At 68.7% G+C, this 24,564-nt stretch carries 19 protein-coding genes and 2 pseudogenes; 14 read left to right on the top strand and 7 right to left on the bottom strand.

Annotated elements, in window-relative coordinates; translation table 11 throughout:
• Nucleotides 1-387 precede the first annotated feature (387 nt).
• The 4 genes from ACFCY7_RS24950 to ACFCY7_RS24935 all read left to right on the top strand — a co-directional run bounded on the left by ACFCY7_RS24950 (nt 388) and on the right by ACFCY7_RS24935 (nt 5,225).
• Complete coding sequence (locus ACFCY7_RS24950) at nt 388-1,779, top strand: DHA2 family efflux MFS transporter permease subunit (protein ID WP_376488266.1); 1,392 nt, start codon at nt 388-390, stop codon at nt 1,777-1,779.
• A gap of 137 nt (nt 1,780-1,916) precedes the next feature.
• The gene (locus tag ACFCY7_RS24945) at nt 1,917-2,810 is read left to right on the top strand and encodes an alpha/beta fold hydrolase (RefSeq protein ID WP_376488265.1); all 894 of its coding nucleotides are present in this window, start codon (nt 1,917-1,919) and stop codon (nt 2,808-2,810) included.
• A gap of 64 nt (nt 2,811-2,874) precedes the next feature.
• A complete protein-coding gene (locus tag ACFCY7_RS24940; protein ID WP_376488264.1) occupies nt 2,875-4,470 on the top strand; it encodes an AMP-binding protein in 1,596 nt (531 codons plus the stop codon).
• A 341-nt stretch (nt 4,471-4,811) separates the two neighbouring features.
• A complete protein-coding gene (locus ACFCY7_RS24935; RefSeq protein WP_376488263.1) occupies nt 4,812-5,225 on the top strand; it encodes a hypothetical protein in 414 nt (137 codons plus the stop codon).
• 22 nt (nt 5,226-5,247) lie between these two features.
• On the opposite strand, the gene ACFCY7_RS24930 is transcribed toward ACFCY7_RS24935, so the two are convergent.
• From ACFCY7_RS24930 to ACFCY7_RS24920, 3 genes are all read right to left on the bottom strand, one after another.
• Nucleotides 5,248-5,775: a transposase gene (locus ACFCY7_RS24930; protein WP_376488262.1), complete on the bottom strand. Its 528-nt coding sequence runs from the start codon at nt 5,773-5,775 to the stop codon at nt 5,248-5,250.
• Nucleotides 5,772-6,311, bottom strand: a complete 540-nt coding sequence (locus tag ACFCY7_RS24925; protein WP_376488261.1) for a winged helix-turn-helix domain-containing protein — start codon at nt 6,309-6,311, stop codon at nt 5,772-5,774. The genes ACFCY7_RS24930 and ACFCY7_RS24925 overlap by 4 nt, the downstream gene beginning before the upstream one ends.
• A gap of 68 nt (nt 6,312-6,379) precedes the next feature.
• The gene (locus ACFCY7_RS24920) at nt 6,380-6,550 is read right to left on the bottom strand and encodes a hypothetical protein (protein ID WP_376488260.1); all 171 of its coding nucleotides are present in this window, start codon (nt 6,548-6,550) and stop codon (nt 6,380-6,382) included.
• A gap of 337 nt (nt 6,551-6,887) precedes the next feature.
• Here ACFCY7_RS24920 and ACFCY7_RS24915 point away from each other — a divergent pair, with 337 nt between their 5' ends.
• Together ACFCY7_RS24915 and ACFCY7_RS24910 are read left to right on the top strand one after the other, a co-directional pair.
• The gene (locus ACFCY7_RS24915) at nt 6,888-7,286 is read left to right on the top strand and encodes a YybH family protein (protein WP_376488259.1); all 399 of its coding nucleotides are present in this window, start codon (nt 6,888-6,890) and stop codon (nt 7,284-7,286) included.
• A 123-nt stretch (nt 7,287-7,409) separates the two neighbouring features.
• Complete coding sequence (locus tag ACFCY7_RS24910; RefSeq protein WP_376488258.1) at nt 7,410-8,183, top strand: transposase family protein; 774 nt, start codon at nt 7,410-7,412, stop codon at nt 8,181-8,183.
• A gap of 57 nt (nt 8,184-8,240) precedes the next feature.
• On the opposite strand, the gene ACFCY7_RS24905 is transcribed toward ACFCY7_RS24910, so the two are convergent.
• Complete coding sequence (locus tag ACFCY7_RS24905) at nt 8,241-9,245, bottom strand: helix-turn-helix domain-containing protein (protein WP_376488257.1); 1,005 nt, start codon at nt 9,243-9,245, stop codon at nt 8,241-8,243.
• Nucleotides 9,246-9,409: 164 nt separating this feature from the next.
• Here ACFCY7_RS24905 and ACFCY7_RS24900 point away from each other — a divergent pair, with 164 nt between their 5' ends.
• On the top strand, nt 9,410-9,820 hold the full coding sequence (locus ACFCY7_RS24900) for a peptidoglycan-binding domain-containing protein (RefSeq protein WP_376488256.1): 411 nt from the start codon (nt 9,410-9,412) through the stop codon (nt 9,818-9,820).
• Between the two features lie 1,237 nt (nt 9,821-11,057).
• Here ACFCY7_RS24900 and ACFCY7_RS24895 read toward each other — a convergent pair.
• Nucleotides 11,058-12,444, bottom strand: a pseudogene (locus ACFCY7_RS24895) (thiamine pyrophosphate-binding protein).
• 368 nt (nt 12,445-12,812) lie between these two features.
• Here ACFCY7_RS24895 and ACFCY7_RS24890 point away from each other — a divergent pair.
• From ACFCY7_RS24890 to ACFCY7_RS24870, 5 genes are all read left to right on the top strand, one after another.
• Entirely contained in the window at nt 12,813-14,183 is a 1,371-nt protein-coding gene (locus ACFCY7_RS24890; RefSeq protein WP_376488255.1) for an aspartate aminotransferase family protein, read from the top strand.
• A gap of 83 nt (nt 14,184-14,266) precedes the next feature.
• Nucleotides 14,267-14,911 (top strand): nitroreductase family protein, encoded by a 645-nt coding sequence (locus tag ACFCY7_RS24885; protein ID WP_376488254.1) that lies wholly within the window; start codon nt 14,267-14,269, stop codon nt 14,909-14,911.
• A 126-nt stretch (nt 14,912-15,037) separates the two neighbouring features.
• Nucleotides 15,038-16,033 (top strand): aldo/keto reductase, encoded by a 996-nt coding sequence (locus ACFCY7_RS24880; protein ID WP_376488279.1) that lies wholly within the window; start codon nt 15,038-15,040, stop codon nt 16,031-16,033.
• A 34-nt stretch (nt 16,034-16,067) separates the two neighbouring features.
• Nucleotides 16,068-17,207 (top strand): acyl-CoA dehydrogenase family protein, encoded by a 1,140-nt coding sequence (locus tag ACFCY7_RS24875; RefSeq protein WP_376488253.1) that lies wholly within the window; start codon nt 16,068-16,070, stop codon nt 17,205-17,207.
• Between the two features lie 35 nt (nt 17,208-17,242).
• Nucleotides 17,243-18,202, top strand: coding sequence for a 3-oxoacyl-ACP synthase III family protein (locus ACFCY7_RS24870; protein WP_376488252.1), 960 nt, complete (start codon nt 17,243-17,245; stop codon nt 18,200-18,202).
• Here ACFCY7_RS24870 and ACFCY7_RS24865 read toward each other — a convergent pair.
• Entirely contained in the window at nt 18,165-20,228 is a 2,064-nt protein-coding gene (locus ACFCY7_RS24865) for a BTAD domain-containing putative transcriptional regulator (RefSeq protein WP_376488278.1), read from the bottom strand. The two genes, ACFCY7_RS24870 and ACFCY7_RS24865, sit on opposite strands and share 38 nt — an antisense overlap.
• A gap of 882 nt (nt 20,229-21,110) precedes the next feature.
• On the opposite strand from ACFCY7_RS24865, the pseudogene ACFCY7_RS24860 reads away from it, so the two are divergent.
• Nucleotides 21,111-22,158 (top strand): annotated as a pseudogene (locus ACFCY7_RS24860) (helicase); the annotation flags it as partial.
• Nucleotides 22,159-23,557: 1,399 nt separating this feature from the next.
• Here the strand turns inward: ACFCY7_RS24860 and ACFCY7_RS24855 are convergent.
• Nucleotides 23,558-23,818 (bottom strand): hypothetical protein, encoded by a 261-nt coding sequence (locus tag ACFCY7_RS24855; protein ID WP_376488277.1) that lies wholly within the window; start codon nt 23,816-23,818, stop codon nt 23,558-23,560.
• 315 nt (nt 23,819-24,133) lie between these two features.
• Here ACFCY7_RS24855 and ACFCY7_RS24850 point away from each other — a divergent pair, with 315 nt between their 5' ends.
• The gene (locus ACFCY7_RS24850; protein WP_376488251.1) at nt 24,134-24,448 is read left to right on the top strand and encodes a ketopantoate reductase family protein; all 315 of its coding nucleotides are present in this window, start codon (nt 24,134-24,136) and stop codon (nt 24,446-24,448) included.
• The last annotated feature ends 116 nt before the right edge of the window (nt 24,449-24,564 follow it).

Below are 24,564 nucleotides of genomic sequence, written 5' to 3'. Positions count from 1 at the left end.
CCATGAAGCCGCCGCCGCTCCTGCCGGGGTTGTCGGACCAGTGGCTGCTGCCTCTTGAGGGCTGAGGACGGGAGCTCGTCCTGGACGGCTGCTCAGGGCTATCCCAGGCCCCGTATGTGGAGTGGCCGAAAGGTTGCGCCTCGCGCTCTTTGGAATGGCATGGCGGGCTCACAACCCAGAAGAGCCACCCTTCCTCGACCTCGACGGACGGGCCGCCGGGGGCAGGCCCTTGGTGCACGCCGTCGACTGCACCGAAGCCCCGCCGAACGCACCCCGGCTCCTCGGCATACGCCCTATCTGCGCATCGGGGCGGGCGGCCCGTGACGGCAGGGGACTTCTGGTCGTTGTCGGGGCGCATCCGTCCACGTCATCGACCGAGGGGTTCGCATGCCCACGGAACGCCTTGATCCCGCCCTGTTCAAGCTATGTGGCGTTCTCGCTGTGGGTGCCTTCGCTCCGCTTCTCGACAGCACGATCGTCTCCGTGGCAGTCGAAGTCCTCGCCGACGACCTCGGTGTTTCGACGACGACCGTACAGTGGGTGAGCACCGCCTACTTGCTGGCGTTCGCGATGGTCATGCCGGTGAGTGGCTGGGCCGGTGACCGGTTCGGGACGCGGCGGGTCTGGCTAGGTGCGCTGGTCCTGTTCTCCGTCGGTTCGCTGTTGTGTGCTTGCGCCTGGAGCGCCGGATCGCTGGTCTTTTTCAGGAGTGTGCAGGGGGCCGGTGGGGGGCTGATGATGCCGGTCCTGCAGACCATTGTGATTCGAGCCTGCGGCGGCCGAGGGGTGGGGCGACTCATCGCGGTTGTCTCGCTGCCTGCTCTGCTGGGCCCGGTTCTGGGGCCGGTGTTCGGCGGGCTGCTGCTTGGGCATCTCAGCTGGCGCTGGATCTTCTACGTCAATCTGCCCGTCTGCGCGCTCGCGCTGTTCCTCGCCTGGCGAGGTGTGCCCCGGGACCGTCGGCAGCATGTTTTCCGCCTCGATGTCGTAGGGCTGGTGTTGGTCTGTCCGGGCCTGACTGCGCTCGTGTACGGGCTCTCGCAGTGCGGCGGCCAGGACGGTGCGGGAGGGGGACGGGTGCTCCTGCCGACGGCGGTGGGGGGCGTCCTGGTCATCGCGTTCGTCGGATGGAGTCTGCGGAGCAGTGCGCCCCTCATCGACATGCGCCTGTTTCGGATGCGCTCCTTCGCCGCGACGTCGGTACTGATGTTCGCCGGCGGTTCGACCATGTACGGCGGGATGTTTCTGCTGCCCCTTTACTGCCAGCTGGTGCTCGACAAGGGCATCGTCGCCACCGGTCTCCTGCTCGTTCCACAGGGCATGGGCGCGCTGGCGGCGCGGGTGGCCGGGATGGTCACCGACAGGATCGGGCCGCGTCTGGTCGTGGTGACCGGCCTGCTGTTGAGCGCGGTCGCGACGTGGCCCTTCGCCGCCGCAATGGGTGGGGGCTCGGTCGTCGGTGTCGCTCTGTTCTTGCGTGGTCTCGGTACGAGTGCTGTCAACCTCGCTCTTATGGTCGGCGCCTATCAGGGGCTGGACGGCTCCCAAGTCGCGGATGCCAGCACCACGACGCGCATCCTCCAGCAGCTCGGCGGTTCCTTCGGCATTGCCGCTCTCGCCGTTGTGCTCCAGCGCGGTGGCCACAGCGCCACGGCCTTCGCGCACGCCTTCGGCTTGACGACCGCTCTCACCGTCTGCTGCGTCATCGCGGCAGCGTGGCTGCCCGGCCGCCGAGCCCCGGCTCCAGCGTCTCTGGCGGCAGCAGGGGGACGGTCCTGAGGGCCCTGCCCGGGGCCTTCTTGTGGCCCGTCCGCCCGGCAGCGGCCGGAGGCCTTCCGGACGGGTCACGGGTGACAGGGCCGGCCAGATGATCAACCATCGCGTGACCTATGCCCGCACGTCCCTGTTGACCGGACATGAACCTTGAGAGGATCCGTCACCTCACCTTCGACGGCTTCGGCTACCGGTACCGGATCGTCGAGAACGCTGCTCCCGTCACCGAGCCGGTCGTCGTACTCGGTGGCGCTTTCCAGGATATGTACGCCTATCAGCGGCTCGAAGCGCGCTGGGCGGCGTCGGCGACCGTCATCAGCGTGGACCTGCCAGGATCGGGCGCGGCCGATGTGCTGCCCGCCTCGTACGGCTTCGGTTTCCTCATCGGCGCGCTGGCGGACCTGCTGGACCGACTGGATCTGGGGGGAGTGAACCTCTTCGGAGCGTCCTACGCGGTGCCGATCGCCTACGGCCTGGCCCAGGAGCGCCCTGAGCGCGTCGCCCGCCTGGCCTTGGTGGGTGCCGCTCCGGTGTACCCGCCAGACCAGCGCGCCGCGCTGCGGTCGATGGCCGACGCCCTGGAGTCCGGTGATGCCGGCGCCTACGCCCGTATGAGCATCGCGGCGCTGCTGTCTCCGGGCGAGCGGGACGTCCACAAGCGCGCGGTCGTCACCCGTGTCCTCGCCCGCACGATGGGGTCGGTCACGCAGGCCGACATCCCCCGGCATCTTGCCTCCACCCACCGTGTCATCGACTGGCAGGGGCTGTGGCCCGGCGGTTTCCGGGACGTTCCGGCGCTGGTCTTCACCGGCGAACACGACACCCTCACCCACCCCGGTCTCGGGCGTAAGGTCGCCGCCACCATCGACGGAAGCGTCTTCACCCTGATCCGGGGCGCCGACCACCTCTGCCATCTCGAACGCCCCTCGGAGATGTCCGAGTTGCTGGATCGCTTCTTCACCGATCAGCCACTGGACGACCTGCCGTACCTCACGCCCCTCGAACACCACGCCAGGCCGGCCGCCCTGGTCCCGTGACGGCTCCCACGAGCCCACGACCAGTCCGCCACCGCACTCCTCTCGCCTACCTCAAGGGGCATAGATGTCCGACCTCCGGCCCGAGACGGCCGTGACTCCCGAGTCCGCCGACCACGGCTTCGTCACCTACACGGAAGCCGTCCTCGACACCCTGGCGCGCCATCCCGGCCTGACCGCGATCGTCTGCCATGACCGCCGGCAGATCACCGCCGGCGAGTTGCGCGACAGCGTCCACCAGCTCGCTCGAGAACTGATCGCGCGCGGCATCCGGCCCGGGCAGACCGTGTCCCTGCTGACCGGCAACACCCCTCAGGCGCTCATCGCGCGTTACGCGGCCAACCTCGCCGGTGCGCGCGTGACACCCCTGTACGACGGCCTGAACGCGGACGCCCTGGCGCACCTGGTGGAAGTCGCCGACACCGAGCTGCTGCTGGTCGACTCCACCCGGTACGCGGACCTGGACCGGCTCGAACCGCTTCTCCACGTGCCGATGCTGGCGACCCTGGGCCCGCGCCCGGGCGCCGACGATATCTGCGCGGCAGCGGCCGGGCAGCCGTCGGCGCCTGTCACCGTGCCCGTAGGCGCCGACCACGACTGGTGCATCCGCCACACCGGCGGCACCACGACCGGGCTGCCGAAGAGCCTGCAGATGAAGCACGGCCCCTACCGCCGTACCCTGGACCACCTGTGCTCCCCCATGGACACCCCGCCGCGCTATCTGGCATGTACGCCGCTCAGCCACGTCGCGGGGCTCTGGGCGGACCTGGCGCTCCTCCTGGGCGGATCCGTCGTCCTTCAGCTCTCCTTCGATCCCGGCGGATCCCTCGCGGCGATCGAACGCGAGCGGGTCACCCGTCTGTTCCTCCCCCCGCCCCTGCTGTATCAGCTCCTCGACCATCGCGCGCTGCCCGCCACGGACATCTCCAGCATCCGGCAGGTCACCTACGGGGGCAGCCCCGCATCGACGGCCAGGCTGCGGCAGACCGAACGTGCCTTCGGCAAGGTGCTGCACAGCTGGTACGGGCAGAACGAGACGCTCGGGCTCACCGAGGTCCACCCCGATGAACACGACCGCGTCGGGCGACACGGACAGATCACCGTCGGCCGCGCCATGCCCGGCGTCGAACTCCGCATCGTCGACCCGCACGGCAGCGTCCTCCCGAACCGCAGCGAAGGCGAAATCCATGCCCGCGCCCACAGCGCCATGAACGGCTACTGGAAGCAGCCCGAACTGACCGCCCGCGTGCTGCACGACGGCTGGGTACGCACCGGCGACATCGGCTACCTCGACGACGACGGCTACCTCTTCCTCGCCGACCGCGGCCACGACACCATCACCATCGACGGCACACAGGTCTATCCCAGCGAGATCGAGGAAGTACTGACGACCCACCCCTCCGTCGCCCAGTGCGCCGTCTTCGGTATGCGTCATGAGGACACATGCGAGCGCGTCCACGCCGCCATCGTGCCCGCCCACGGCCATACCGCCGACATCCACGAACTGCGCCGCTTCATCACCGCCCGCAAGACTGGTATCCATGCCCCGCACACGTTCCACGTCCTGAAAGCCATCCCGGTCAACAGCATCGGCAAACCCGACAAGCACGCACTCCGCCGGGCACTTTCCCAGGGTGACTTGGTTCACGAGAACGACTCGTGAAGCAGGCCAGCCAGGGCAAGGACGACAGTGCGGCAAAGTGCACGGTGGGCACGATGCCGGAGACTGGCGGTGCCCGGGACCAACGTGACGAGTGAGCGATGCGGGTTGGCTGCTTGGCAGGGAGCGCCCGCCGCCGCCCTGCCGGCAGGCGCGCGCTACTCAACTTGATTGGGTGATGTCGGGTGGTGTGGGCCCGGTCACCTGCGCCGGTGACCGCCGACCCACATGGGCTGGCCCTCGGTGTGCATACTGTGACCGGCTGAGAGGCCGTCGTCCGACCGAACGGCGATGGGCGGGGCCGATAGGTCACGGGCCGGGCCGGACGATCAAGGAGACCAGCGATGGATGTCAAGGAATGCTGGCGCCGCTACGGGCTTCGCCCCGTCGGCGCGGACCTCGACGAGGTCCGCGCACTCCTCAGAGAGCACACGGCGCGTGAGCGACGCGCCCAGGGCGCGGGCGACACTGAGCTGATGAGGCTCTGCTGCTTCCAGCTGTTCAACAGCGGCGACCTCGACGACGTGCTCCTGATCTGGAGTGCGAAGCAAGCCAGCTTCGACGCAGCGTGCTCGATCGACATCGAATTCCTGCTTGGGCACGGGCTCGACGCGACGAAGGCCCACCTCTCGGCCAACCGTGCACCTGCTGCGGCGGCGGCGCTGGATCGACTGCGCAAGTTCGAGGCTGACGGTGAATTCGAGGGCTTCTCAGTGGAGGAGCGCTCCGCCTCCTACGACCGGTACTACGGCGACTGACGATTCTGCAGCGCGGCGCCGCTCAGTCGTCCGTGATGAGGCCGGCGCCCGCAAGGCAGCTGTCGACGAAGTCCGGGCGGTACTGGATCTGCTTGAGCCTGTGCTTCACGGCCCTGGTGATCTGGCCCAGGTCGGCTGCGGCAAGGTTGCCGATGTCGCGCTTGACCAGCGACCAGATGCCCTCCTGCGGGTTCAGGTCCGGCGCGTAGGTGGGCAGCTGGAACACTGTGAGCCACGCGGCATTCGCGGCGATGAACTCCCGCATCCCGGCGGTCAGGTGGAGGCGGACGTTGTCCCAGACCAGCACGATCGGTCCGCCGAGCTGGATGCGGGCACGCACCAAGAGGTCGCGGAGGTCCCGCCAGCCGAAGCCCTTCGGCTCGCCCTTGCGCCCTCGGTACTCGCGGATGGCGTAGATCAGCCGAGACCGCTCGCTCGGCTTGTAGCAGGTCATACCCGCCATCGACACCCGTCCGGAGCCCCGGCCGCGAACCCGGACGACCGGGGTTCGGCCGATCTGTCCCCAGGTTCGAGAGCGCGGCGGCGTCATCGACTGGCCGGCCTCATCCTCGAAGACGATCCAGCCGTTACACGCCGCCGCACAGCTCTTACCCGTGGCCAGACCTCCTTCTTCCACAGGTCAACCGACGCATCGTCGCGCTCGATCGCCCGGCGGGTGGGCTGCTGCCACGACCAGCCGTGCCGCTTCAGCAGCCGCCACGTGCCTTCCACCGTGTACGAAACGTGGAACAGTCGACCGATCAGCGTCTTGACTCGCGCCAGCGTCCACCGCTGATCGGCCCAGCCGTGGGCGAGTGGTCCACGATCCAACTCCCGCTCCAGTCTCGCAATCTGAACCGAGCTGAGCCTGGGACGTCCGGGCGATCCCTTCGACAGGATCCCGGCCTCGCCTCGCTCGCGCCAAGCCCGGCGCCACCGCTCCACCGACCGCTCGCTCACCCGCAGCGCGGCAGCGATCTCCCGGTTCTTCTCCGCGCACTCGAAGCGTTCCACGGCCTGCAGCCGGATCCGCTCCCGCACGGCCCTCTCGGCGTCGGTCAGCCCGCCGCCCTGCGCGTACCTCACAGCCCCATAGCTACCGCAGTCGACAGGTCGGCGTCAGGCAAACATCCCCCGACATCACCCAATCAAGTTCAGTAGCCAGCGAGGATGAAATCGCCACCGACCGGTGCGGCGATCTTGTCGACGCCGGACAGAGCGGTGAGCGGGGTGACGGGGGTGCTGCTCTCGGTGCTGTCGCCGAGCTGGCCGAGCGTGTTGTTTCCCCAGGCGTGAAAGGTGGCTATCGCCGCCGCGATGGCCATGCTGTGGTTGAAGCCGCCCTCGATCTGCGTGACCTCCCCGGTCCAGGCATCCTGGGTCCTGACCGGGGTGTAGCGGTTGACGATTGATGGTGCCGTTACGAGGAGCCGGATTGCTGAGGGCGACAGTCGGGGCTACTCGGCGGGGTCGAACTGCACGATCGCACCCGGACACTCGGCCGCGACGCCTGGAGAGCGTCGGTCTCCGCGAGTCCACGCACAGGGTTCAGCGCGGCTTCGTCGTAGACCGCGGGTCTCCATCCCTCTCAGGGCGTTGTACGGCGCTGCCCTGTGCAAGGCAACGTCGGCCCCAGGCGCAGCAGCGGGTGATGATAGAGGTATGTCCGATCGTGACGACTTCCTGGCGTGGGTCAGGGCCACGTTGTACGAGGCGGAGGTCGCGCTCCACAACGGCGACGCCGCTCCCCGGCGTGCGCTGTGGTCGCGCACCGAGCCGGTGAGCGTGCTGGGGGCGTGGCGGAACGCCGTGGGCCGCGAGGAGGTAGACGCCCTCTTCACCAGCCTCGCGACAGCCTTCTCCGACTGCACCTCGTACGCATTCGAGCTTCAGTCCTACGACGTCATTGGTGACATGGCCTACACCGTCGGCCTGGAGCACACCTCCGTCTCCGTGGACGGGCAGCCCCGTACGTACACGCTGCGCGCCACCCAGGTGTACCGCAGAGAAGACGGCGCCTGGCGAGTCGCCCACCGACACGGCGACACCCTGACCGACTGACCGGCCGGAGTCACGTGCAGCGCGGCCCGGGCAGAGGACGAGCCAGAACCTATGGCTGCGCCCCTGCAAGTCATAGGTTCTAAAGCGTGTTGCAGAAGGCTCCGGTTCGGGCATTTTCCCTGTATGCGTGGGGTGTTGAGGGCTGAGGCGTTGTGGGTGGAGACGTTCACGGGTCTGCGGATGCGGCAGTCCGAACGGCTGCTGAAGGTGGTCCGGGAACGGGGCGGGGACGGTCCTGGTGGTGGCCGGCCGTGGTGTCTGCCGCTGGCGGACCGGGTGCTGCTAGTGGCCGTGTACTACCGCACGAACCTCACGATGCGGCAGCTCGCGCCGCTGTTCGGCTGCTCGCCCGCGACGGTGTGCCGGGTGATCAAGCGGCTGCGGCCGCTGCTGGCGATCGAACCGGCCACCCGCCCGGCCGACGCGGTGGAGCGGTTGTGGATCGTGGACGGCACGCTGATCCCGGTCCGTGACCGGAAGACCGGAGCGTCCTCGCGTAACTACCGGTTCTCGGCGAACGTGCAGGTCATCATCGATGCCGACACCAAGCTGGTGGTCGCGGCGGCCCGCCCGGTGCCCGGCAACACCGCGGACGCGAGGGCATGGCGGGACTCCGGCCTGGCCCAGCACTGCGAAGGCGTGACCGTGCTGGCCGACGGCGCCTACATCAACACCGGGCTCGTCGTCCCGCACCGCAAACGTCCCGGACGGGCCCTGCTGCCCGGCGAGGAGGAGGACAACGCCGAGCACCGCCGAGTCAGAGCCGGCGTCGAGCACGCCTTCGCCCGCATGAAGCACTACAAGATCCTCCGCGACCGCCGCCAGCGCGGCAACGGCCTCCACCACGCAGTCCAGGCCGTCGCCCACATGCACAACCTCGCCCTGGCGACGACGTGATCAGACCACCCCTAAAGCGGTCCTGAACTGCCCGGAAACAACCTTCTGCAACACGCTTTAGTCTTCTGCGCGTGCCAGGGGATTGGCCTGAACGAGCGCCGCGCCGAGCGGGGTGAGGGTGTGCAGCACCGTGTTGGCCGACCGTCGGCTGTTGATCAGTCCTGCGTCGCGCAGTGCAGAGCTGTGCTGTGTAGCCGCCGAGGCGGAGATCGCCAGAGCTCGCGCGAGTTCACTCGTGGTCGCCCCCGCTGCGCAGGCGTGGAGGATCGCGGCGCGACTGCGTCCGACGACTCCGGCCAGCGCCGACACTGTGGTCAGGGCCGGGGCCCGGTCACAGCTTGGCACCCCGTCGAGGACCGAATAGACAACGACCGGCGGCAATCCGGGGTCCGCGATAGGAACGGGCGAGCCCCAGCAGAAGTACGAGGGGACGAGCAGCAACCCACGGCCTGCCAGGTGCAGATCCCGATCGTCGCCGTGCGCGTCCACGTGCAGCACCGGCGGCTCCCAGCGCATGGCCGGGCGGAGACTCTGGAGAAGTCCGTCGATGCCACCGGTGAGCAGGGCGCGAGCCCGCAGACACCGCTCAGCCTCCAGGCTTGCCTGGACACGGTCGGACTGGGGCGCGATAACGGCGTTGTAGTAGGCCCGGAGCACCTGCACCAGCTCGGCACGAATCTTCGTCTCGGCCAGGCGCGGGGCCCACGTGGGAGCGCCACTCACCTGGGCCAGGGTCTGGATCTCTTGGAGGACCTGGAGAGCGGGCACGGACATGATCGCGTCCACACCGGCATCCCACCCGCCGCCCGCGGCGGCCGGAGTCAGGAAATCGGGGAAATACGCCGCCCGTGGGAAGAGCGGCAACAGCATGCCGCGCACGGTCGTCTCCAGTCGCTCCTCGTGGAGGCGGCTCCGGGCGGTGCGGTGCCATTCGGCATAGGCCCAGCGGCCGCGGCGGGTCTGGAAGCGATGCAGGCTGGAGGCGATCTCCCAGAATGGATCCGCCGCGGCTGCCACACGCGTACGGGCGAGATCGGCATCAGTGAAATGGATACGGAGCAAGCAGTTCCCCTAATTTGACATGCGTCTTTCACATATGGCGAAACATGATGGATGCCGGGGATCACAGCTGACAAGGTCTTGCCGCACCACAAACGAAGTCCAGCCGCCGCACCACGACCGGCTGGCGACGTCAGTCCTGCCCGATCCCCCACAAGGAGTTCCCTGTGCGCAAGCCTGTGAACGCACTGCTCGCGACCGTCCTGGCGCTGGGCGGCGGAATGATCACGCTCGGTTCGGCCACCTCGGCTGCAGCGGCCAACCCGACGTGCAACTGGAGCGCGTCTTACTACGGGGCCTGGGTGCCCAACTACGGCACGACCAGCGTCAACGTCAACTGCGCCCTGTCTCAGGGCGTCATGAACAACGTCGCGGTGGGCACGCTGCAGGAGACCCTCAACATGTGCTACGGCGAACGCCTCGTGGTGGACCAGGACTTCGGTGCCGCGACCGAAGCCGCCCTGCGCCGCGCCCAGCAGAAGGCCGGCACGACGGTGGACGGCGACTACGGTCCGCTCACCCGGAAGGCCATCAAGCACAAGCCGGTGAGCGGCAGTACGTGCGTCCGCGTCCCCTAGCGTCGAAGCCTTCGTGACGGCTCATCGGTGTGAGGACGCCGTTCGAGGACTCGGAGTCAGGTCTGCTGCTTCGCCCCGTCGATCGCTTGATCGACGGGGCGAAGCCCTGCGAAGCGGCTGCTGCAGACGTGGCGTGGGCCATCTCCTCGTGACCGTGCTCGAAGAACGCGGCGCCCGTTCCGGACCGGGCGGTGAGGGCCACCGTGAGGTTTTCGCCGGCATCCTCGACCGGGTGCACTCCAGGTGACCCGACCTGGTGTTCGCGTACCAGACGCACCAGATCGGTCTGGACGAGATGTACGGACACGGCGTACGCGTCCCGCAAGAACCGCTCCTACCTGCGTCGTCGCGGGATCTGCTGCACCATTCCGGATAAGGCCGACCAGGCCCGTGACCGCAGGAACCGGGCTCCCGCAGCCGCCGACCGCCGCGTTTCGACCCGGCCGACTACGGCGAGCGCCACGCGGTCGAGTGCGGGATCAACCGCCTCAAGAGGCACCGGGGCGGTACCGCCGGTCGGCAGTGATGCGGCGACCTGGTGTGCGCTACCGCGTCCAGCGGTACCTCGTCCGGGTGGCGGCCCTCGACGACGACGCGGTCGAACAGTTCCCGGACGACCCGTCCTTTGGCCTGGGGCACCCGATGCCGCGGCACCCCGGCGTCCGTCAGCAGCCGGGTGAAGGCGGCACTGGTGCCGGACTCCTCACTTGGTGGACGCCGGGCAGGCGGCGTACCGGCCAGGCCGGGAGCCTGCCGCCGGTCGGGGCAGTGCGCAGGGCCTTCACCTCCGTGGCCGCCGGCACCCGGCCGGGGCGGCGGTCACGTACAGCGGCACCGAGCCGGCGTGGTCGGTGGCGAGCACCGCCCGACCGGGGGCGGCGAGCAGTGCCGCGAACCGCCCGTTGAGCAGTCGGAAGGCATGGATGTCGTAGATCGTGAACAGGCCGGTACGAGGTCGGCGTCGCTCGCGGGTTGGGCCGAACCGGTTAGCAGTCGGGCCAGTTCGTTCTGGTTGTGGAGTTCTCCGGCCAAGACGAGGGTGGTGCCGCCGGCTCGGGCGTGTGCGGCGTCGGGTGCGCCGGAGTGCAGCTGGAGCAGGCCCAGGCTTTGGTCCGCCACCCGCTCCCGCAGGTCGGCGCTGGAGGCGCGGGTGGCGAAGACCGACGCCAGAGGCCGGCCGCCGTCTTGGCGGATCTCGGCGAGGAACCCGACGGCGGCGGGCAGGGTCTGTCGCATCTCAGATGCTCAGCGCGTCGAAACCGCCGGTCTGGAAGTCGTAGCTGATCGGCACCTCGATCAGGAACGGCCTGCCGAGTCCGGCGCCCTTGCGCAGGGCGGCCAGCAGGTCCTCGCGGGTGTCGGCGCGTACGGCCTCGACACCGTTGGCGCGGGCCAGTGCGGTGAAGTCGACACCGGTGAACTTCACCGCCGGATCGTGCGCCCGGTGGTGGCCGAGGTTCTGGTAGAGCTCGATGAGGCCGTTGGCGTCGTTGTTGACGACCACGGTCACGATCGGCAGGTTGAGGCGGGCGATGGTCTCCAGGTCGGCGCTGTTGGAGTGGAAGCCGCCGTCGCCGGCGATCAGGAAGGTGGGCTGGCCGGGGCGGGCCAGGACGTCGGTGACCACGTCCACGTCCGGGCGGTAGACCCGGGGTACAGGGTTGGCGGTGGGCGAGATCCTGACCGCCGTCTTGTTCTCGCCGCGCTGCCGCATCGAGGGCCGCAAGTCCTCGGCGTAGTCGTAGCCGAGGGTGAGGAGGAGGTCGACCGGGCCGAACAGGGTGTCCAGCGCCGGGAAGGACAGAATGCCGTCCATGTACCCGGTGACCGCGCCGTAGTTCAGCGGGTGGTCGTGCGGGAGGACGTCCTTGGCGGTGTAGGTGGTGATGACCGGCAGGTTCGGCCGCTCGGCCAGCGCGCGGATGGCGGGCACCGCCGCCGGCGCGGATCGCGGCGGCGCCGACCACCAGGACCGGGTGGTGCGCGGACTCGACGAGCTCGGCCGCCTTGGTGGCGGCCTCCTGCCGGCCTTCCTGGGTCAGGCCGAGGGGCTTGGCGGGGATGCGGGGCTTGGGGTAAACCCGGTCGGTGTCGATCTTGGCTCCGAGGACGTCGACGGGCAGTGAGATGAAGCCGGGGCCGACGGATTCGGTCATCGCGGCGGCCATGGCCGAGTCCACCAGGTCGGTGACGTCGTCGGGGCGTTGCAGTTCCGCCGTGTACTCGGTCATCGGCCGCATGATCGCCACCGAGTCCAGGCACTGGTGGGTGTCGTTGGGGAAGATGTCGTGGGACTCGGACTGCGCGGCGAGCGCGATCACGGGCGAGCGGTCCAGCGCGGAGGCGGCGACACCGGTCGACAGGTTGGTCATGCCGGTGCCGAGGGTGGCCCGGCATGCCTGGGGACGGCCGGTGATCCGGGCCAGGACATCGGCGGCGACGCCGGCGGTGAACTCGTGACGGGTGAGGACGAGGTCGATGTCGTCCGCCTCGTCGAAGAGGATGGACGCGGCCTCGCGGCCGACGACCCCGAACACGGTCCGCACACTGTGGTCATGCAGTCGACGCAACAGGGCGTGGGCGGCGGGCGGGCTGGTGCTCGGACCCGTCGAGACGCGGGACATGGCAGCTGCTTTGACGTGGGGTGGTTCGCAACGCATGAGGGGTGAGGGGCCAGTGGGGCGCAGCACCGACTGGCGAGTCGTTGACCACTGTGCCGATCGGACCTTGTGGCGCGATGGACGGTCTCCTTGCGGTCGGCGCGGTCCTAGCGCTCGCTGTCCACACAGGCCCAGCACGGATGAACTCGTCCTCATCGGCATTGCGGGACGCTTGACGATCGGTCTGATCGCGTCGCCAGCGGAACACAGTCCCCGACTGCCAGGCTTCCAACCAGCCGGAAGTCGGCTCACGGCGCGAAGTGCGCCGCCTTGCCGGAGCCCTCTTCCCTGGCGCGACACATCGAAATTCCCGCCGCAAAGGAGTTCGCCTGATGCCCACCCCTTCGGGTGCACCGGTGCCCGGTTCGGACAGGACGGCCGACTGGGTTCGCGCCGACCGTGACCGGCTGATCCACCCCAACCTCCCGGCCGACCGCACTGACCGGCTGATCATGGTCGAGGGTCGCGGGTGCCACGTTCGTGACAGCACCGGCCGCAGCTACCTGGATGCCGCGGCGGTGCTCGGCATGATGCAGGTGGGCCACGCCAGGCCCGAGATCGTGGAGGCCGCCGCTGCCCAGATGAACGCGCTGGAGTGCTTCCACCTCTGGGAGACGATGAGCAACGACAAGGCCGTCGAACTGGCGATGCGGCTCACCGACCTGGCGCCCGCCGGGCTGGACCGCGTGTTCTTCACCAGCGGCGGAGCCGAGGGGAACGAGATCGCCCTGCGGATGGCCCGCTACCACCACTACCGCAGGGGCCAGCCCGAGCGGACCTGGATCCTCTCGCGGAAGAGCGCCTACCACGGCATCGCCTACGGCAGCGGCAGTGTCTCCGGGCTCGACGTGTACCACCAGGGGTTCGGCCCCACCCTGCCCGACGTGCACCACCTGACCGCCCCCGACCCGTACCAGACGGCTGTCTACGGCGGTGAGGACGTCACCGAGTTCTGCCTGCGGGAGCTGCGCGAGACCATCGAGCGGATCGGCCCGGATCGGATCGCCGCGATGATCGGCGAACCGGTGATGAGCGTCGGCGGCGCCGTCATACCGCCTGCGGACTACTGGCCGCGGGTCGCGGAACTGCTACGCGAACACGGCATTCTGCTGATCTTCGACGAGGTGGTGACCGGGTACGGTCGCACCGGCCACTGGTTCGCGGCCCAGCACTTCGGGGTGGTGCCGGATCTGATGGTCACCGCCAAGGGCATCACCTCCGGCTATGTCCCGCACGGCGCGGTGCTGGTCACCGAGGAAGTCGCGGCCACGGTCACGAGCGCGGGCTTCCCGATCGGCTACACCTACACCGGGCACCCCACCGCCTGCGCGGTCGCACTCGCCAACCTGGACATCATCGAGGGCGAGGACCTGCTCGGCAACGCCACCAAGATCGGCGGCCACTTGGCCGGCCGGCTCGAATCGCTGCGCGAGCTGCCCGTGGTCGGGGACGTGCGACAGATCGGCCTGATGTTGGGCATCGAGCTCGTCGCCGACCAGCGGACCCGGGCCCCGTTGCCCACTGGGACGGCTCCGGTGGCACAGGCCCTGCGTGAGGACGCCAGCATCATCCTGCGCGGCAACCCGAGGGCCCTGTTGATCAACCCTCCGCTGGTCATGGACCGTGACGCGGCCGACGAACTCGCCGACGGGCTCCACGCGGTGCTGGCGCGCGTCGAACCCGATGGCCGCATCCGCGGTTGACGGCCTTCGATGCGCCCGCGCCAACAGGACAGGCGACGCCTCCGGACCTCTGGAACGAGCAGGACAACCGAAGGGCTTCCCGCATGACGCTCCTTGACCTCACCCCCGACGAACTGCTGACCACCACCCGCTCCGTGCGCAAGCGTCTGGATCTGACCCGCCCGGTTCCGCTGGAACTCGTCAAGGAGTGCATCGACATCGCCTTGCAGGCCCCGTCCGGCAGCAACCGGCAGACCTGGCACTGGATCGTGGTGACCGACCCCGAGCAGCGGGCCGCGATCGGCGCCTTCTACCGGCGCGCCGTGGGGACCTACCTGAGTTCAGAGGGCTCCTGCGGCTCGCTGTTCCCCGAGGACCCGGCCCGGCACGCGGTGCAGCGACGCGTCGGCGACAGCGTCGCACACCTCGGTGACCGACTCGGTGACGTTCCCGTGCTGGTCATTCCCTGTCTGGACGCGAGCGCCGCGCCCGAGTACAACGAGGCCGGCATGTGGGGGTCGATCATCCAGGCCGGCTGGAGCTACATGCTCGCCGCCCGGGCCCGGCGACTGGGTACGGCCTGGACCACCCTGCACCTGATGTACGAGAAGGAGATCGCCGCACTGCTCGGCCTGCCCGACGGCATCGTCCAAGCCGCGCTCATCCCGACGGCCTACTCCATCGGGACGGACTTCAAGCCCGCACCGCGACAGCCGTTGGACGAGGTCCTCCACGTCGACTCCTGGTGATCCGCTGCTCCGGAGGCACGAGCCCCGGCCCGGGTCACGGGCCGGCTGCGGCCCGGGTCACACCAGGCCACGCGGGCACGACACCCATCACACGCCCACGATCGAACGAGGAGGGTTCAGTTGACCATCCGCACACCCCTGCCCACCCGCCGGCTCGGCGATCTGGAACTGCCCGCCCAGGGCCTGGGCTGCCTGGGCATGTCGTCGTTCTACGCCCCGGCCGACCCCGCGGAGGCCGTGCTGACCGTGCGCCGCGCGATCGATCGCGGCGTCACCCTGCTGGACACCGCGGACGTCCAAGGCCTCGGCGAGGGCGAGCGCCTGCTCGGCAAGGCCATCACGGGCCGTCGTGACCAGGTCCTGATTTCCACGAAGGTCGGCCTGCAACGCGACCGGGACGGAAGGTTCCTGGGCGTGCGCGGTGATCGCGACTACATCCGCCGGCGCTGCCACGACTCCCTCGATCGCCTCGGCGTGGACCATGTGGACCTCTACGTCAAGCACTGGGTCGCGCCCGGAGAGAAGATCGAGGAGGCGTTCGGCGCGCTGGCGGAACTGGTCGCCGAGGGAAAGGTGCGTCACCTGTGCCTTTCCGAGGTCTCGGCCGACACGATTCGCAGGGCCCACGCGGTCCACCCCGTCACCGCCGTGCAGAGCGAGTGGTCGCTGTGGAGCCGCAGCATCGAGGCGGAGGTGCTGGCCACCTGCCGCGAACTGGGCATCGGTCTGATCGCCTCCTGCCCGTTGGGTCGGGGCTTCCTGACCGACCGGGTGCACTCGACCGCCGACCTCGGGCCCGAGCAGGACTTCCGGCGCACCCTGCCGAGGTTCGACGAGTCGAACCTGATGCGCAACCAGGCCGTACTGGGCGCATTGCGGTCACTGGCCGCCGGGCACGGAGTCACCGTCGCCCAGCTCGCGCTGGCCTGGCTGCACCACCAGGGCGACGACGTCGTGCCCATCCCGGGCACCCGCAGCCGCGCCCACCTGGAGGAGAACCTCGCAGCCGCCCAAGTGCGGCTCTCTGCCCGGGATCGCGCGGAGATCGAGGCGGCAGTACCGGCGACGGCCGTCCACGGCGAACGGTACACACCCTTCCTCATGAGGCTCGTCGACAACTGACACCCGACCGGAACCAATGGAGGACTCGACCACCATGAAATTCCTGCGACCCGACCTCGACGCCTGCGAAAGGCTGCTCCCTGGCCTGGCCGACCGTCTCGCCGAGGTACCCTTCGCGGAAATGGAGGCACCGGGCAGCCCGGCTATCCGGCTGTTCCGCGAACACGGCGGGCCCAACCTTCTGGTGCCGCGTGCCTACGGCGGCATCGGTGCGGACGCCCTGGACGCCGTCCGGGTGGTGCGCGCACTGGCGTCGCTTGCCCCCTCGCTGGCCGTCGCCACCGCCATGCACCACTTCTCCGTCGGGATGCTCTACTCCGTGGGACCGCTGTATGCGGACACCACCGACATCGAGCGGGCGGTGCTCCACGAGGTCGCCCGAAACCGCTCGCTGATCGCCTCCGGCTACGCCGAGGGGCGCTCCGGCCACGGGATCCTCACCCCGACGGTCCAGGCTCGGCCGGTGCCCGGCGGCTACCTGGTCAGCGGCTCCAAGAAGCCGTGCAGCCTCTCCCGCTCGATGGACCTGCTCACCGCGAGCGTGTCCCTGCGCGGGCCCGACGGCGTCGCCGAGATGGGCCTGCTGGTCCTGCCCGCAGACACCCCCGGGGTGTCGGTCCGAGACTTCTGGTCGACGTTCCCCTTGGTCGGCGCGGAGAGCCACGAAGTGGTCCTGGACAACGTGTTCGTCGCGGAGCAGCACCTTCTGCGAACGCCCCCCGGCGCCGCGGAGCAACTCGACCAGCTCAACGAAGCCGGCGTGATCTGGTTCCAGATGATCATCGCCGCCGCCTACACCGGAATCGCCAGCGCCCTGGTCGACAGGGTCCTGCGCGCGGGGCGCGGATCGGCCGCCGAGCGTGCGGCCCTGTGCCTGCGGATCGAGACCGCGGGGTTCCTGGTCGAGGGGCTGGCCCGGCGGATCATGGACGACGACCTGGGCAACGACTGCGCCGCGGCCTCGTTGTTCACCCGGTTCTCGGTACAGGACCTGATCACCAAGGTGGTCGGGCAGGCGGTCGAGATGTTGGGTGGCATGGCCTACATCGCCTCCCCCACCGTCGCCTACCTGGCCTGCGCCGCGCAAGCCATCGTCTTCCATCCCCCGTCGCGCAGCAGCATGAGCGGTGCGGTCGCCGACTACTACGCGGGAAAACCCCTGTTCTTCTCCTAGATCAGGGCCGGACACACCACGCAGAGGAGAGCGAGATGGCCGGGATCGTCGACTTCGATGTCACCATGCCGTCGTCACGGATGACGGTGCACCAGATGGCCACGGCCTCCGGCCTATCGGAGGGGGACATCCGCGCGATCACCACCTGCGACAGCATCCCGGTGCTCGCGCCGGACGAGCGGGAGTGGGAGCTCGCGCTGCGCTCGGCGCGAGCCGTGCTGAAGCGGAACCAGATCCCGCCGGAGTCGATCCGAACTGTGATCTACGCCGGTACCGGGGTGTGGGACGTCCCCTTCGGGTCGCCCGCCGCGTTGGTGGCCCACGAGCTCGGGATCGACCGGGCGCACTGCTTCGAACTCGCGAACCACTGTAACGCGGTGACGGTCGCCATCCAGATCGCCTGCGACAAGGTCGCCTCCAGGCCCGACGAATACGCGCTGGTCCTCATCGGCGACCGGATCAGCACCATGGTCGACCACACCCAGGGCGACATGAAGGAGGTGTTCAACAACGGGGACGCGGGGGGCGCGATCCTCCTGTCGGCGTCGGGCCACGTCGCCAAGGTCCTCGGCTCCCGGATGCGCACCGACCCCAGCTGGGCGGACTACTACACCGGCAAGCACGAGGGTGACCGCGTCGTCATACGGCGCAAGGGCGATCGGGACGGCCTCGGCGAGGCCTACATGGAGAATTTCGTGGGGCTCACCACGGAGCTCCTGGCCTCGGTCGGCCGGAGCCTTGAGGACGTCGCCTATCTGCTGGTCACCCACGGCGCCCGGCCGATCCACGAGGGTTTCCTTCAGCAGCTGGGTCTGCCGGAGAGCAGGAGCGTGCTCAACTACGACCACCTCGGCCACATGGGCGGCGCGGACACCCTGATCGCGATGCAGGACCTGATCGACGCGAAGCGTCTCAAGCGCGGGGATCTTGTCCTCCACGCCACCAGCGCGGTCGGCTTCACCTGGGGCGTGATGGCCATGGAGTACCGGGGCTGACCGGCTTCGCCGGCGATCCGCCACGCACGGCGACCCGTGCGGCCGCAGCGATGTGCGTTCGATGTCGCATGGCCTCGCCACACTCGTGTTCCGTTGTCCGAGCGGTAGCCGGGGCCGTCGTGCGGGGCTGGGGCGCCAGGTAAGTCAGTTCTTGGCGCACGACGTCCCGGATCAGAGGATGGACGAAGCCCATGCCCTCCGGAGCCGTGTCATCCGGCACCAACAATCCGCCGCGGACTGCTCTGCGGAACGTCTCGCGGGACACCGCGACCGGTCCGTCGCACGGCGCACCGAGGTGGTTGTCGACCGGGGCGCCTGCGGCACAGCAGTCGAGTAGTGCCCGGACCTCGTCCGGAAGCCCGGACAGCCGCTCGTTGACCACTTCTCTGATCATCTGCGGCACCAGGCCCTGTACCTGCTGTGCCGTTGCTCCTTCCCCCAATGAGTCCAACAGTCCAAGGAGGAGGAACGGATTACCCCCGGAACGTTCGTGCAATGCGGCGCACAGCACGGGATCGGTGGCACCGGCCGAGACGCTCAGTGCGATCTGCCGGCTTTCGTCCGAACTGAGGGCAGCCAGGCGAATCTCCTCGGCATTGATCGACTGCAGCACGGCGGCCCGGAAGGCCCGCAGGCCGGGGTCGTCAGCCATACGGAAGCTCCGGGAGGTGACCACCAGCAGGAAACGCGAGTCGACCGACTGCCGGGTCAGAAAGGGCAGCAGTCTCAGCGAGGCGTCATCGGCCCAGTGGACGTCCTCGAGTATCAGCACCAGCGGGTGCCGGTTCGATCCCAACAGCACCTGACTGACAGCGTCGTGCAGCGCGAACCTGGCCTCCCCGGAGAGCTCGGGACGGTCACCGCCTGCCAGGTCCGGGAACAGCTCAGGCACCACCGCCGCGAGGGCGCGGCGAGCCCTGTCCGGCAGACAGCGCAGTGTCTCCGGTCGACGGGCCGCCACCTGCCGCAGTACCTGGACCCAGAGCCAGTACGGGGGCATGTCTTCGGACATAGGGCAGTTGACGTTCACCACGTCGGTGCCGGCCTCCCGGGCCCGTCGACCGAGTTCCCGTACCAGTGTGGTCTTACCCAAGCCGGCCTCTCCGACCACGAGCACGGTGCGCCCCTCCCCGTGCTCACTGGCATCGGCCGCAGCCAGCAGCTGCCGCAACTCGCCCTGGCGCCCGACAAAGGCGGTCGGAGACCCGGTGCGCTGGCCGAGATACGGCTCGGTGTCGAACTCCGCGTGCGGCCGGTGGCCAAACTGGGTGCGTGTGGTGACTGTCAGCGGCGGCTCGGACGGCCCCGGCAGGTGGGCAAGTACGGGATCATGACGCAGGATCTCCTCGTGGAGCCGTTGCAGGCCGGGGCTGACGTCCACCCCGAGCTCGTCGGCCAGATATCGCCGGGTTCGTTCGAACAGGCGCAGCGCGTCGGCCTGTCGACCGTTGCGGTAATGGGCCCGCATCAGCTGGTGCACCAACCGCTCACGGGTCGGATGGTCAGCCACCTCGCGCTCCAGTGCGTGCAGGACCTCCTCGCTGCGGCCCAACGCGTAAGCCACCTCGGCCCGCGCCTCCACTGCGGCCAACCGAAGCTGGTCCAGTCGATTCTCCTCCTGTGCAGCAAACTCGTATTCGGCCAGATCCTCAAACGGTGGCGCGGTCCACAACCGCAATGCCTCGGAGGTCAGGGCGAAGGTCTGTGTGAAGTCGCCACGGCGCTGGGCCTCCAGTCCTCGAACCACGGCCGACTCGAAACGCATCACGTCGACTTGGTCCGGCGCCACGTTGAGCACGTACCCCGGCGCTCGATAACGGAGTTGGAGCTCGACCTGGTGCCGCGGCGCTTGGTCGGAGATCATCCGGCGCAGTCGGGACACGTAGGATTGAAGCGTGGCAACCGCCCGGTGCGGGGGCTCGCCCTCCCAGAGGCTGTGGACCATCGACGAGGTCGACACCACCTTCCCGGCGTTGATCAACAACAGCGCGAGCACGGCGCGCCTACGCGGCGGACCCGGATCCATCGGCCCCGTTTGCGTCCAGAGGGTCATCCGACCGAATGCGGACACTGCGGCAGTGCCGGCCGCCAAGTCCAAGTGACTGCCCGGCCCTGATTTTCCAGTGATCTGCCCACCTGATCCCGCCTGCACTCCAGCTCCCTTCTCGTACCCTTTTCAGCCCCTCCGTCTGAAACGAACATCATGCGACAGGCATCTCAGAGGAGATGGCTTGGAATACCAACCCCTATCCAGCCTGACCGTCCTATTCCCGCCAGCTCGGCCGCGAGTCATAGGTGTAGGAGCGGGCTGCATCCCGAGCAGGTCAAGAACGGGCGGAGCAATGGCAGTGGCAGTGGCAGTGGCAGTGGCAGTGGCAGTGGCAGTGGCAGTGGCAGCCGAGGAGGACCAGCAGCGACGAGAAAGCACCTTCATGGATTCTCCTCGGTCAGGGGGTCTGGGCCTTCGCAAGGAAAATTTACGATGCCTCAAGCAGTCAAGAGGACCCTCGAGAGAAAAACGGCCGATACCTACCGAGGATGCGGAGGTGATAATTCCGAAACATCACAGGGCAGAGCCACTACCGGACTCTTGGACAGCTCCCCACGGCGTGGCCACGGCGCGGCGAAATAGGGAAAACTCCAGAACGCACTGATCGTCCAGGAGTACATCAGGAATCAGACGAACCGCACACGAAGGCGGACAGGCGTTCACCACGCACAATCGCCCACACCTCGGACGCTGGCCGAGAAGAGCTGGTGCAGAATGCGGAGTCCCTCATCCTCCTTCGACTCGAACGGACCTGGAGAATGACCGTTCGACTGGGCGTAGCCGTACGGGAGGCGGTGCGGGGTCTCGGTCTGTCCGGACAGCACGGCCCCGTACCCGGCCCCGGTGAGGACGGCTGCGGTCGTCGTGACGGCGCCCACCCTGGCTCTGCTCGCGCAGACCGCCCAGGCGTGGCGGGCCGTGGGCTACCGGGCGCCGATGGTCGCGGTGCGCTCGCTGAAGAACGACGCGGTACTGAACGAGCTGGGCGTGCGGACCACCACGAACCCGATCCAGCTGGCCCTGTGGGCCGGGCACGGCCCGGTGGTCGTATTCGCCACGTACGCCTCTCTCGTGGACCGCGAGGACATCGACGCACCAGAGGGCCGGCGGAAGGTTCGCGGGCCGGATCCCGGCGGACCTCCGGCTCCACCGGACCGCGACCCCGCGCATTCTCGCCGCGGCCCGGCCCCAGAGGGGTGCAGACCGGCCAGGAGGCGGAGATCGCGACCATGGCCGACGACCCGGAGGGCACCTACGGGTCGTCCGGCTCGCAGAGCTGGGTCTGAGCGAGGCGATCGAGCGCGAGATCCTCGCCGGATTCGAGATCGACGTCCTGGAGATCCGCGGCCCCTCCCCCGTCCTCGGCGAGACCGAGGAAGCCCGGCGTGGCCGGCGCCTCGCGCTCCTCCAGACCGCGCTCCTGGAGCACGCCGCCGCGTACAACCTGCGTACGGTCATGACGTTCCACCAGAAGGTCGAAGAGGCACAGGCGTTCGCGGATAAGCTGCCGGAGACCGCTGCCGAGTTGTACGTCAACGACGCCTCCGACGAGGACCTGGCCGCTGCGGACAAGCTGCCGAAGTCCTCGATCGACCCGGAGTTCTACGAGCTGGAGGCCGGCCGCCACGTCCCGCCGGACCGGGTGTGGTCGGCCTGGCTGTGCGGCGACCACCTGGTGGCCGAACGCCGGGAAGCACTCAGGCAGTTCGCCAACGGCATCGACGCGGCCGGACGCCGGGTCCACCGCGCCTTCCTCGCCAGCGTTCGCGTGCTCGATGAGGGCGTGGACATCACCGGCGAGCGGGGGGAAGCCGTCTGCTTCGCGGACACCCGCGGCTCGCAGGTGGAGATCGTGCAGAACATCGGCCGCGTGCTCCGGCAGTCCGGCCAGACCAGGCAACTGCGCGGACATCACGCATGCCCGCCAGTTGGGCCTGGTCAAGCTCCTGGCGGACGGCCCAGCGGTGGAAATCCTCGCCGATGCCGGCTACCAGGGTCTCGGCGCCCAGACCGGCGGACGCGTGGTGACGCCACCGCACCGCAAGTTCAAGAAGAACGCCCCGAACTGGTACGAAGAAATGCACGAGCGACAGCGCAAGGCACATTCCTCTGCCATGAAGGAGAAGAGAGAACTGTCCCCCGTCAATGCACGGAACAGGCGAGGGCAACGTACTACCAAGCCAAGGCGGACAAGGCATCCCCTGCAGAGCCGCGGCGGGGCGTTAGGCACTGTCCGGCGGATCATGTGATTACTAGGAGCCAGGGGCGTCTGTTCCCTGTTGGCCAGTGCCGGGGGACGGGGGGTGCGGCAGTGATGAGCGGTGCGGATCCGGTGCTTCCCGCAGCGGACGGCGAACGGGGGGCCTGTGGGGAGTCGACGGCTGCATGGGTGGCTCGGGGCGACGGTGGCTCTGCTTCTCGCGGGATCGGCTGCCGTGCTTCTGGGCAGGTCGTGGACCGCCTGTGACGTGGGGGGGGAGTAACGCGGCCAACAGCGGTTTCCTGCTGTGGCTGTTCATCCCTGGCCTCTGGACGGTCCTGCTGCTGGCCTGGGTCGCGATGGGCGCCCTTCTCGGGAACCGTCCCCTCCTCCATGCCTTTGCCCTCGCGGTGACGCTTCTCAGCGTTTTCTGGTGCGTCCTCTCGATCTTCTGGGAGGGCGCCGCCACGCCTGCGTGCCCCGGCGGCGTGCCCTCGTGGTGGCCGAGCTTCATCCCCGTCCCGGGATTCTGACACCGATGTCGGACAGAGCCTTCGGAATCCCTCCGCCGACGATCGGCCGCGCCGTACGGTCACCTTTGACACGGTGACCAACCGGAAACACACGGTCACAGGATGATCGAACCCGCTCGTCGTCACCCTGTCGGGCGCCCCTTAATCCGCCTGCTGACCGGGCGCCACTCAGTTCGATCCGAGCTCAACCCCATCAGGTCCGCTCCCCAGAACGACGTCGGCGGTCGACCCGCCTGCCGCGTACGCCACCGGTGCGGTGACGGTGACCGGGGAGTGGTCACCGGCCGTGACCCAGATGTGCTGAACGACCTGCCGGAACTGCTCAGGGGTGGGTTGGCGGTCTCCCGTTGACATCGTGGTGCGCATCTCGGCGACGAACTGCGTAAGGCGGGTCCGGACCTGGTCGACGACGTTCTGCAGTGCGTGGGGGGGTGACAGCCCAGTACAAGGCGTCGACGACCATGCGGCGGCTGCGGAACTTCTCCGATGCCGACATCAACACCCGGAGTTCGGCGGAGCCGGGGATGTTGATAGGCACCGTCGTGCCGTGCGGCGTCTGGGCGATCAGGCTCTCAAGCTGGGCCACGCCCAGGTAGATGGTTGTTTTCTCCGTGATGTTGCCCCGGGCGGGCTCGGGAAGGTGGAGGGTGCTGATGGTCTCCCCTGTGAAGCTGATTGAAGGGGGTGCGTGCGTTCGCCTGAATCGGTGCGTAGATGCGGCGATAGTCGGGGACTTCGTCCGGGACGTCCATGTACCCCTGGAGTTCGCGCAGGGCCCACTGCTTCAGGGGTTCGGCAGAGGCGTGGCCGCCCATGACGAGGACGAGGCGCAGCAGTTGGCGAGCGATGCTTCACCGTCGAGCACGCCTCGTTCCAGTCGGTCCAGGTAATGGACTCCGTGTCGACGGGGACCTTCTCGGTCACGCCCGCCTGTTCGCAAAGCACGCCGCCATGTTGAGTGACTCGGAGGGAGTGCTCAACCGGTTGGACGCGACACCGAACACCTGGCAGCGGCCGGCGTAGGAGCGGCCCATCGAAAGCTGCCTTGACCACCGCAGGCACTGTTGCAGCCAGATCAGGAAGCGGCGTCGTCCGTACAGGGCCGAGTGTACGTAGGAGGTGCCGCCAGTACGTCCAGCAGCGATGTCATGCGTTACCACTCCATTGATGCCGCCAGACGCCAGCAGAGGCATCTCTTCCTCACAGGTCAGAGCACTCATGTCCAAGATCTGACGCTGGCTCAGCAATGGCATCCACTTGATGGCGTCGCAACGGTTCTTCACAAGGTCGTCGCCCGGTTGCGAGCGATGCCGCCCGAGTCCGGTAGCAGCATGTTGTGGGTCCGCCTGGCGGGTCGTGAGATGGAGTACGACGCCCGCAACGGCGCGGTGGTGCGCGCGGGTGCCCAGCTCGGCATCCCCACCCGTACAACAAGACTGTCACCGCGCTGCTGGAAGCCGTGAGCCCGCCGGGGAACGGTTCGTAGTGTCACCCTGCAGTGGGGCGCCCTCTGCCAGGGTGGGGATGCCCGCCCACCGAGCAGTGTCGAAACGCACGGTGGGCCCGGCCGGTTCTCACC

It is taken from the genome of Streptomyces sp. NPDC056361, from assembly GCF_042262805.1.
Lineage (GTDB): Bacteria > Actinomycetota > Actinomycetes > Streptomycetales > Streptomycetaceae > Streptomyces.
The sequence above is the reverse complement of the archived record's forward strand: the minus strand, read 5'-3'. Positions and strand labels throughout refer to the sequence as shown.

Excerpts from the sequence above, each read along its gene's own strand:
- ACFCY7_RS24950 (WP_376488266.1), top strand. The coding sequence starts at position 388 with ATGCCCACGGAACGCCTTGATCCCGCCCTGTTCAAGCTATGTGGCGTT.
- ACFCY7_RS24945 (WP_376488265.1), top strand. The coding sequence starts at position 1,917 with ATGAACCTTGAGAGGATCCGTCACCTCACCTTCGACGGCTTCGGCTAC.
- ACFCY7_RS24940 (WP_376488264.1), top strand. The coding sequence starts at position 2,875 with ATGTCCGACCTCCGGCCCGAGACGGCCGTGACTCCCGAGTCCGCCGAC.
- ACFCY7_RS24935 (WP_376488263.1), top strand. The coding sequence starts at position 4,812 with ATGGATGTCAAGGAATGCTGGCGCCGCTACGGGCTTCGCCCCGTCGGC.
- ACFCY7_RS24930 (WP_376488262.1), bottom strand. The coding sequence starts at position 5,775 with ATGACGCCGCCGCGCTCTCGAACCTGGGGACAGATCGGCCGAACCCCG.
- ACFCY7_RS24920 (WP_376488260.1), bottom strand. The coding sequence starts at position 6,550 with ATGGCCATCGCGGCGGCGATAGCCACCTTTCACGCCTGGGGAAACAAC.
- ACFCY7_RS24915 (WP_376488259.1), top strand. The coding sequence starts at position 6,888 with ATGTCCGATCGTGACGACTTCCTGGCGTGGGTCAGGGCCACGTTGTAC.
- ACFCY7_RS24910 (WP_376488258.1), top strand. The coding sequence starts at position 7,410 with ATGCGTGGGGTGTTGAGGGCTGAGGCGTTGTGGGTGGAGACGTTCACG.
- ACFCY7_RS24890 (WP_376488255.1), top strand. The coding sequence starts at position 12,813 with ATGCCCACCCCTTCGGGTGCACCGGTGCCCGGTTCGGACAGGACGGCC.
- ACFCY7_RS24885 (WP_376488254.1), top strand. The coding sequence starts at position 14,267 with ATGACGCTCCTTGACCTCACCCCCGACGAACTGCTGACCACCACCCGC.
- ACFCY7_RS24875 (WP_376488253.1), top strand. The coding sequence starts at position 16,068 with ATGAAATTCCTGCGACCCGACCTCGACGCCTGCGAAAGGCTGCTCCCT.
- ACFCY7_RS24870 (WP_376488252.1), top strand. The coding sequence starts at position 17,243 with ATGGCCGGGATCGTCGACTTCGATGTCACCATGCCGTCGTCACGGATG.
- ACFCY7_RS24865 (WP_376488278.1), bottom strand. The coding sequence starts at position 20,228 with ATGGATCCGGGTCCGCCGCGTAGGCGCGCCGTGCTCGCGCTGTTGTTG.
- ACFCY7_RS24850 (WP_376488251.1), top strand. The coding sequence starts at position 24,134 with ATGCGTTACCACTCCATTGATGCCGCCAGACGCCAGCAGAGGCATCTC.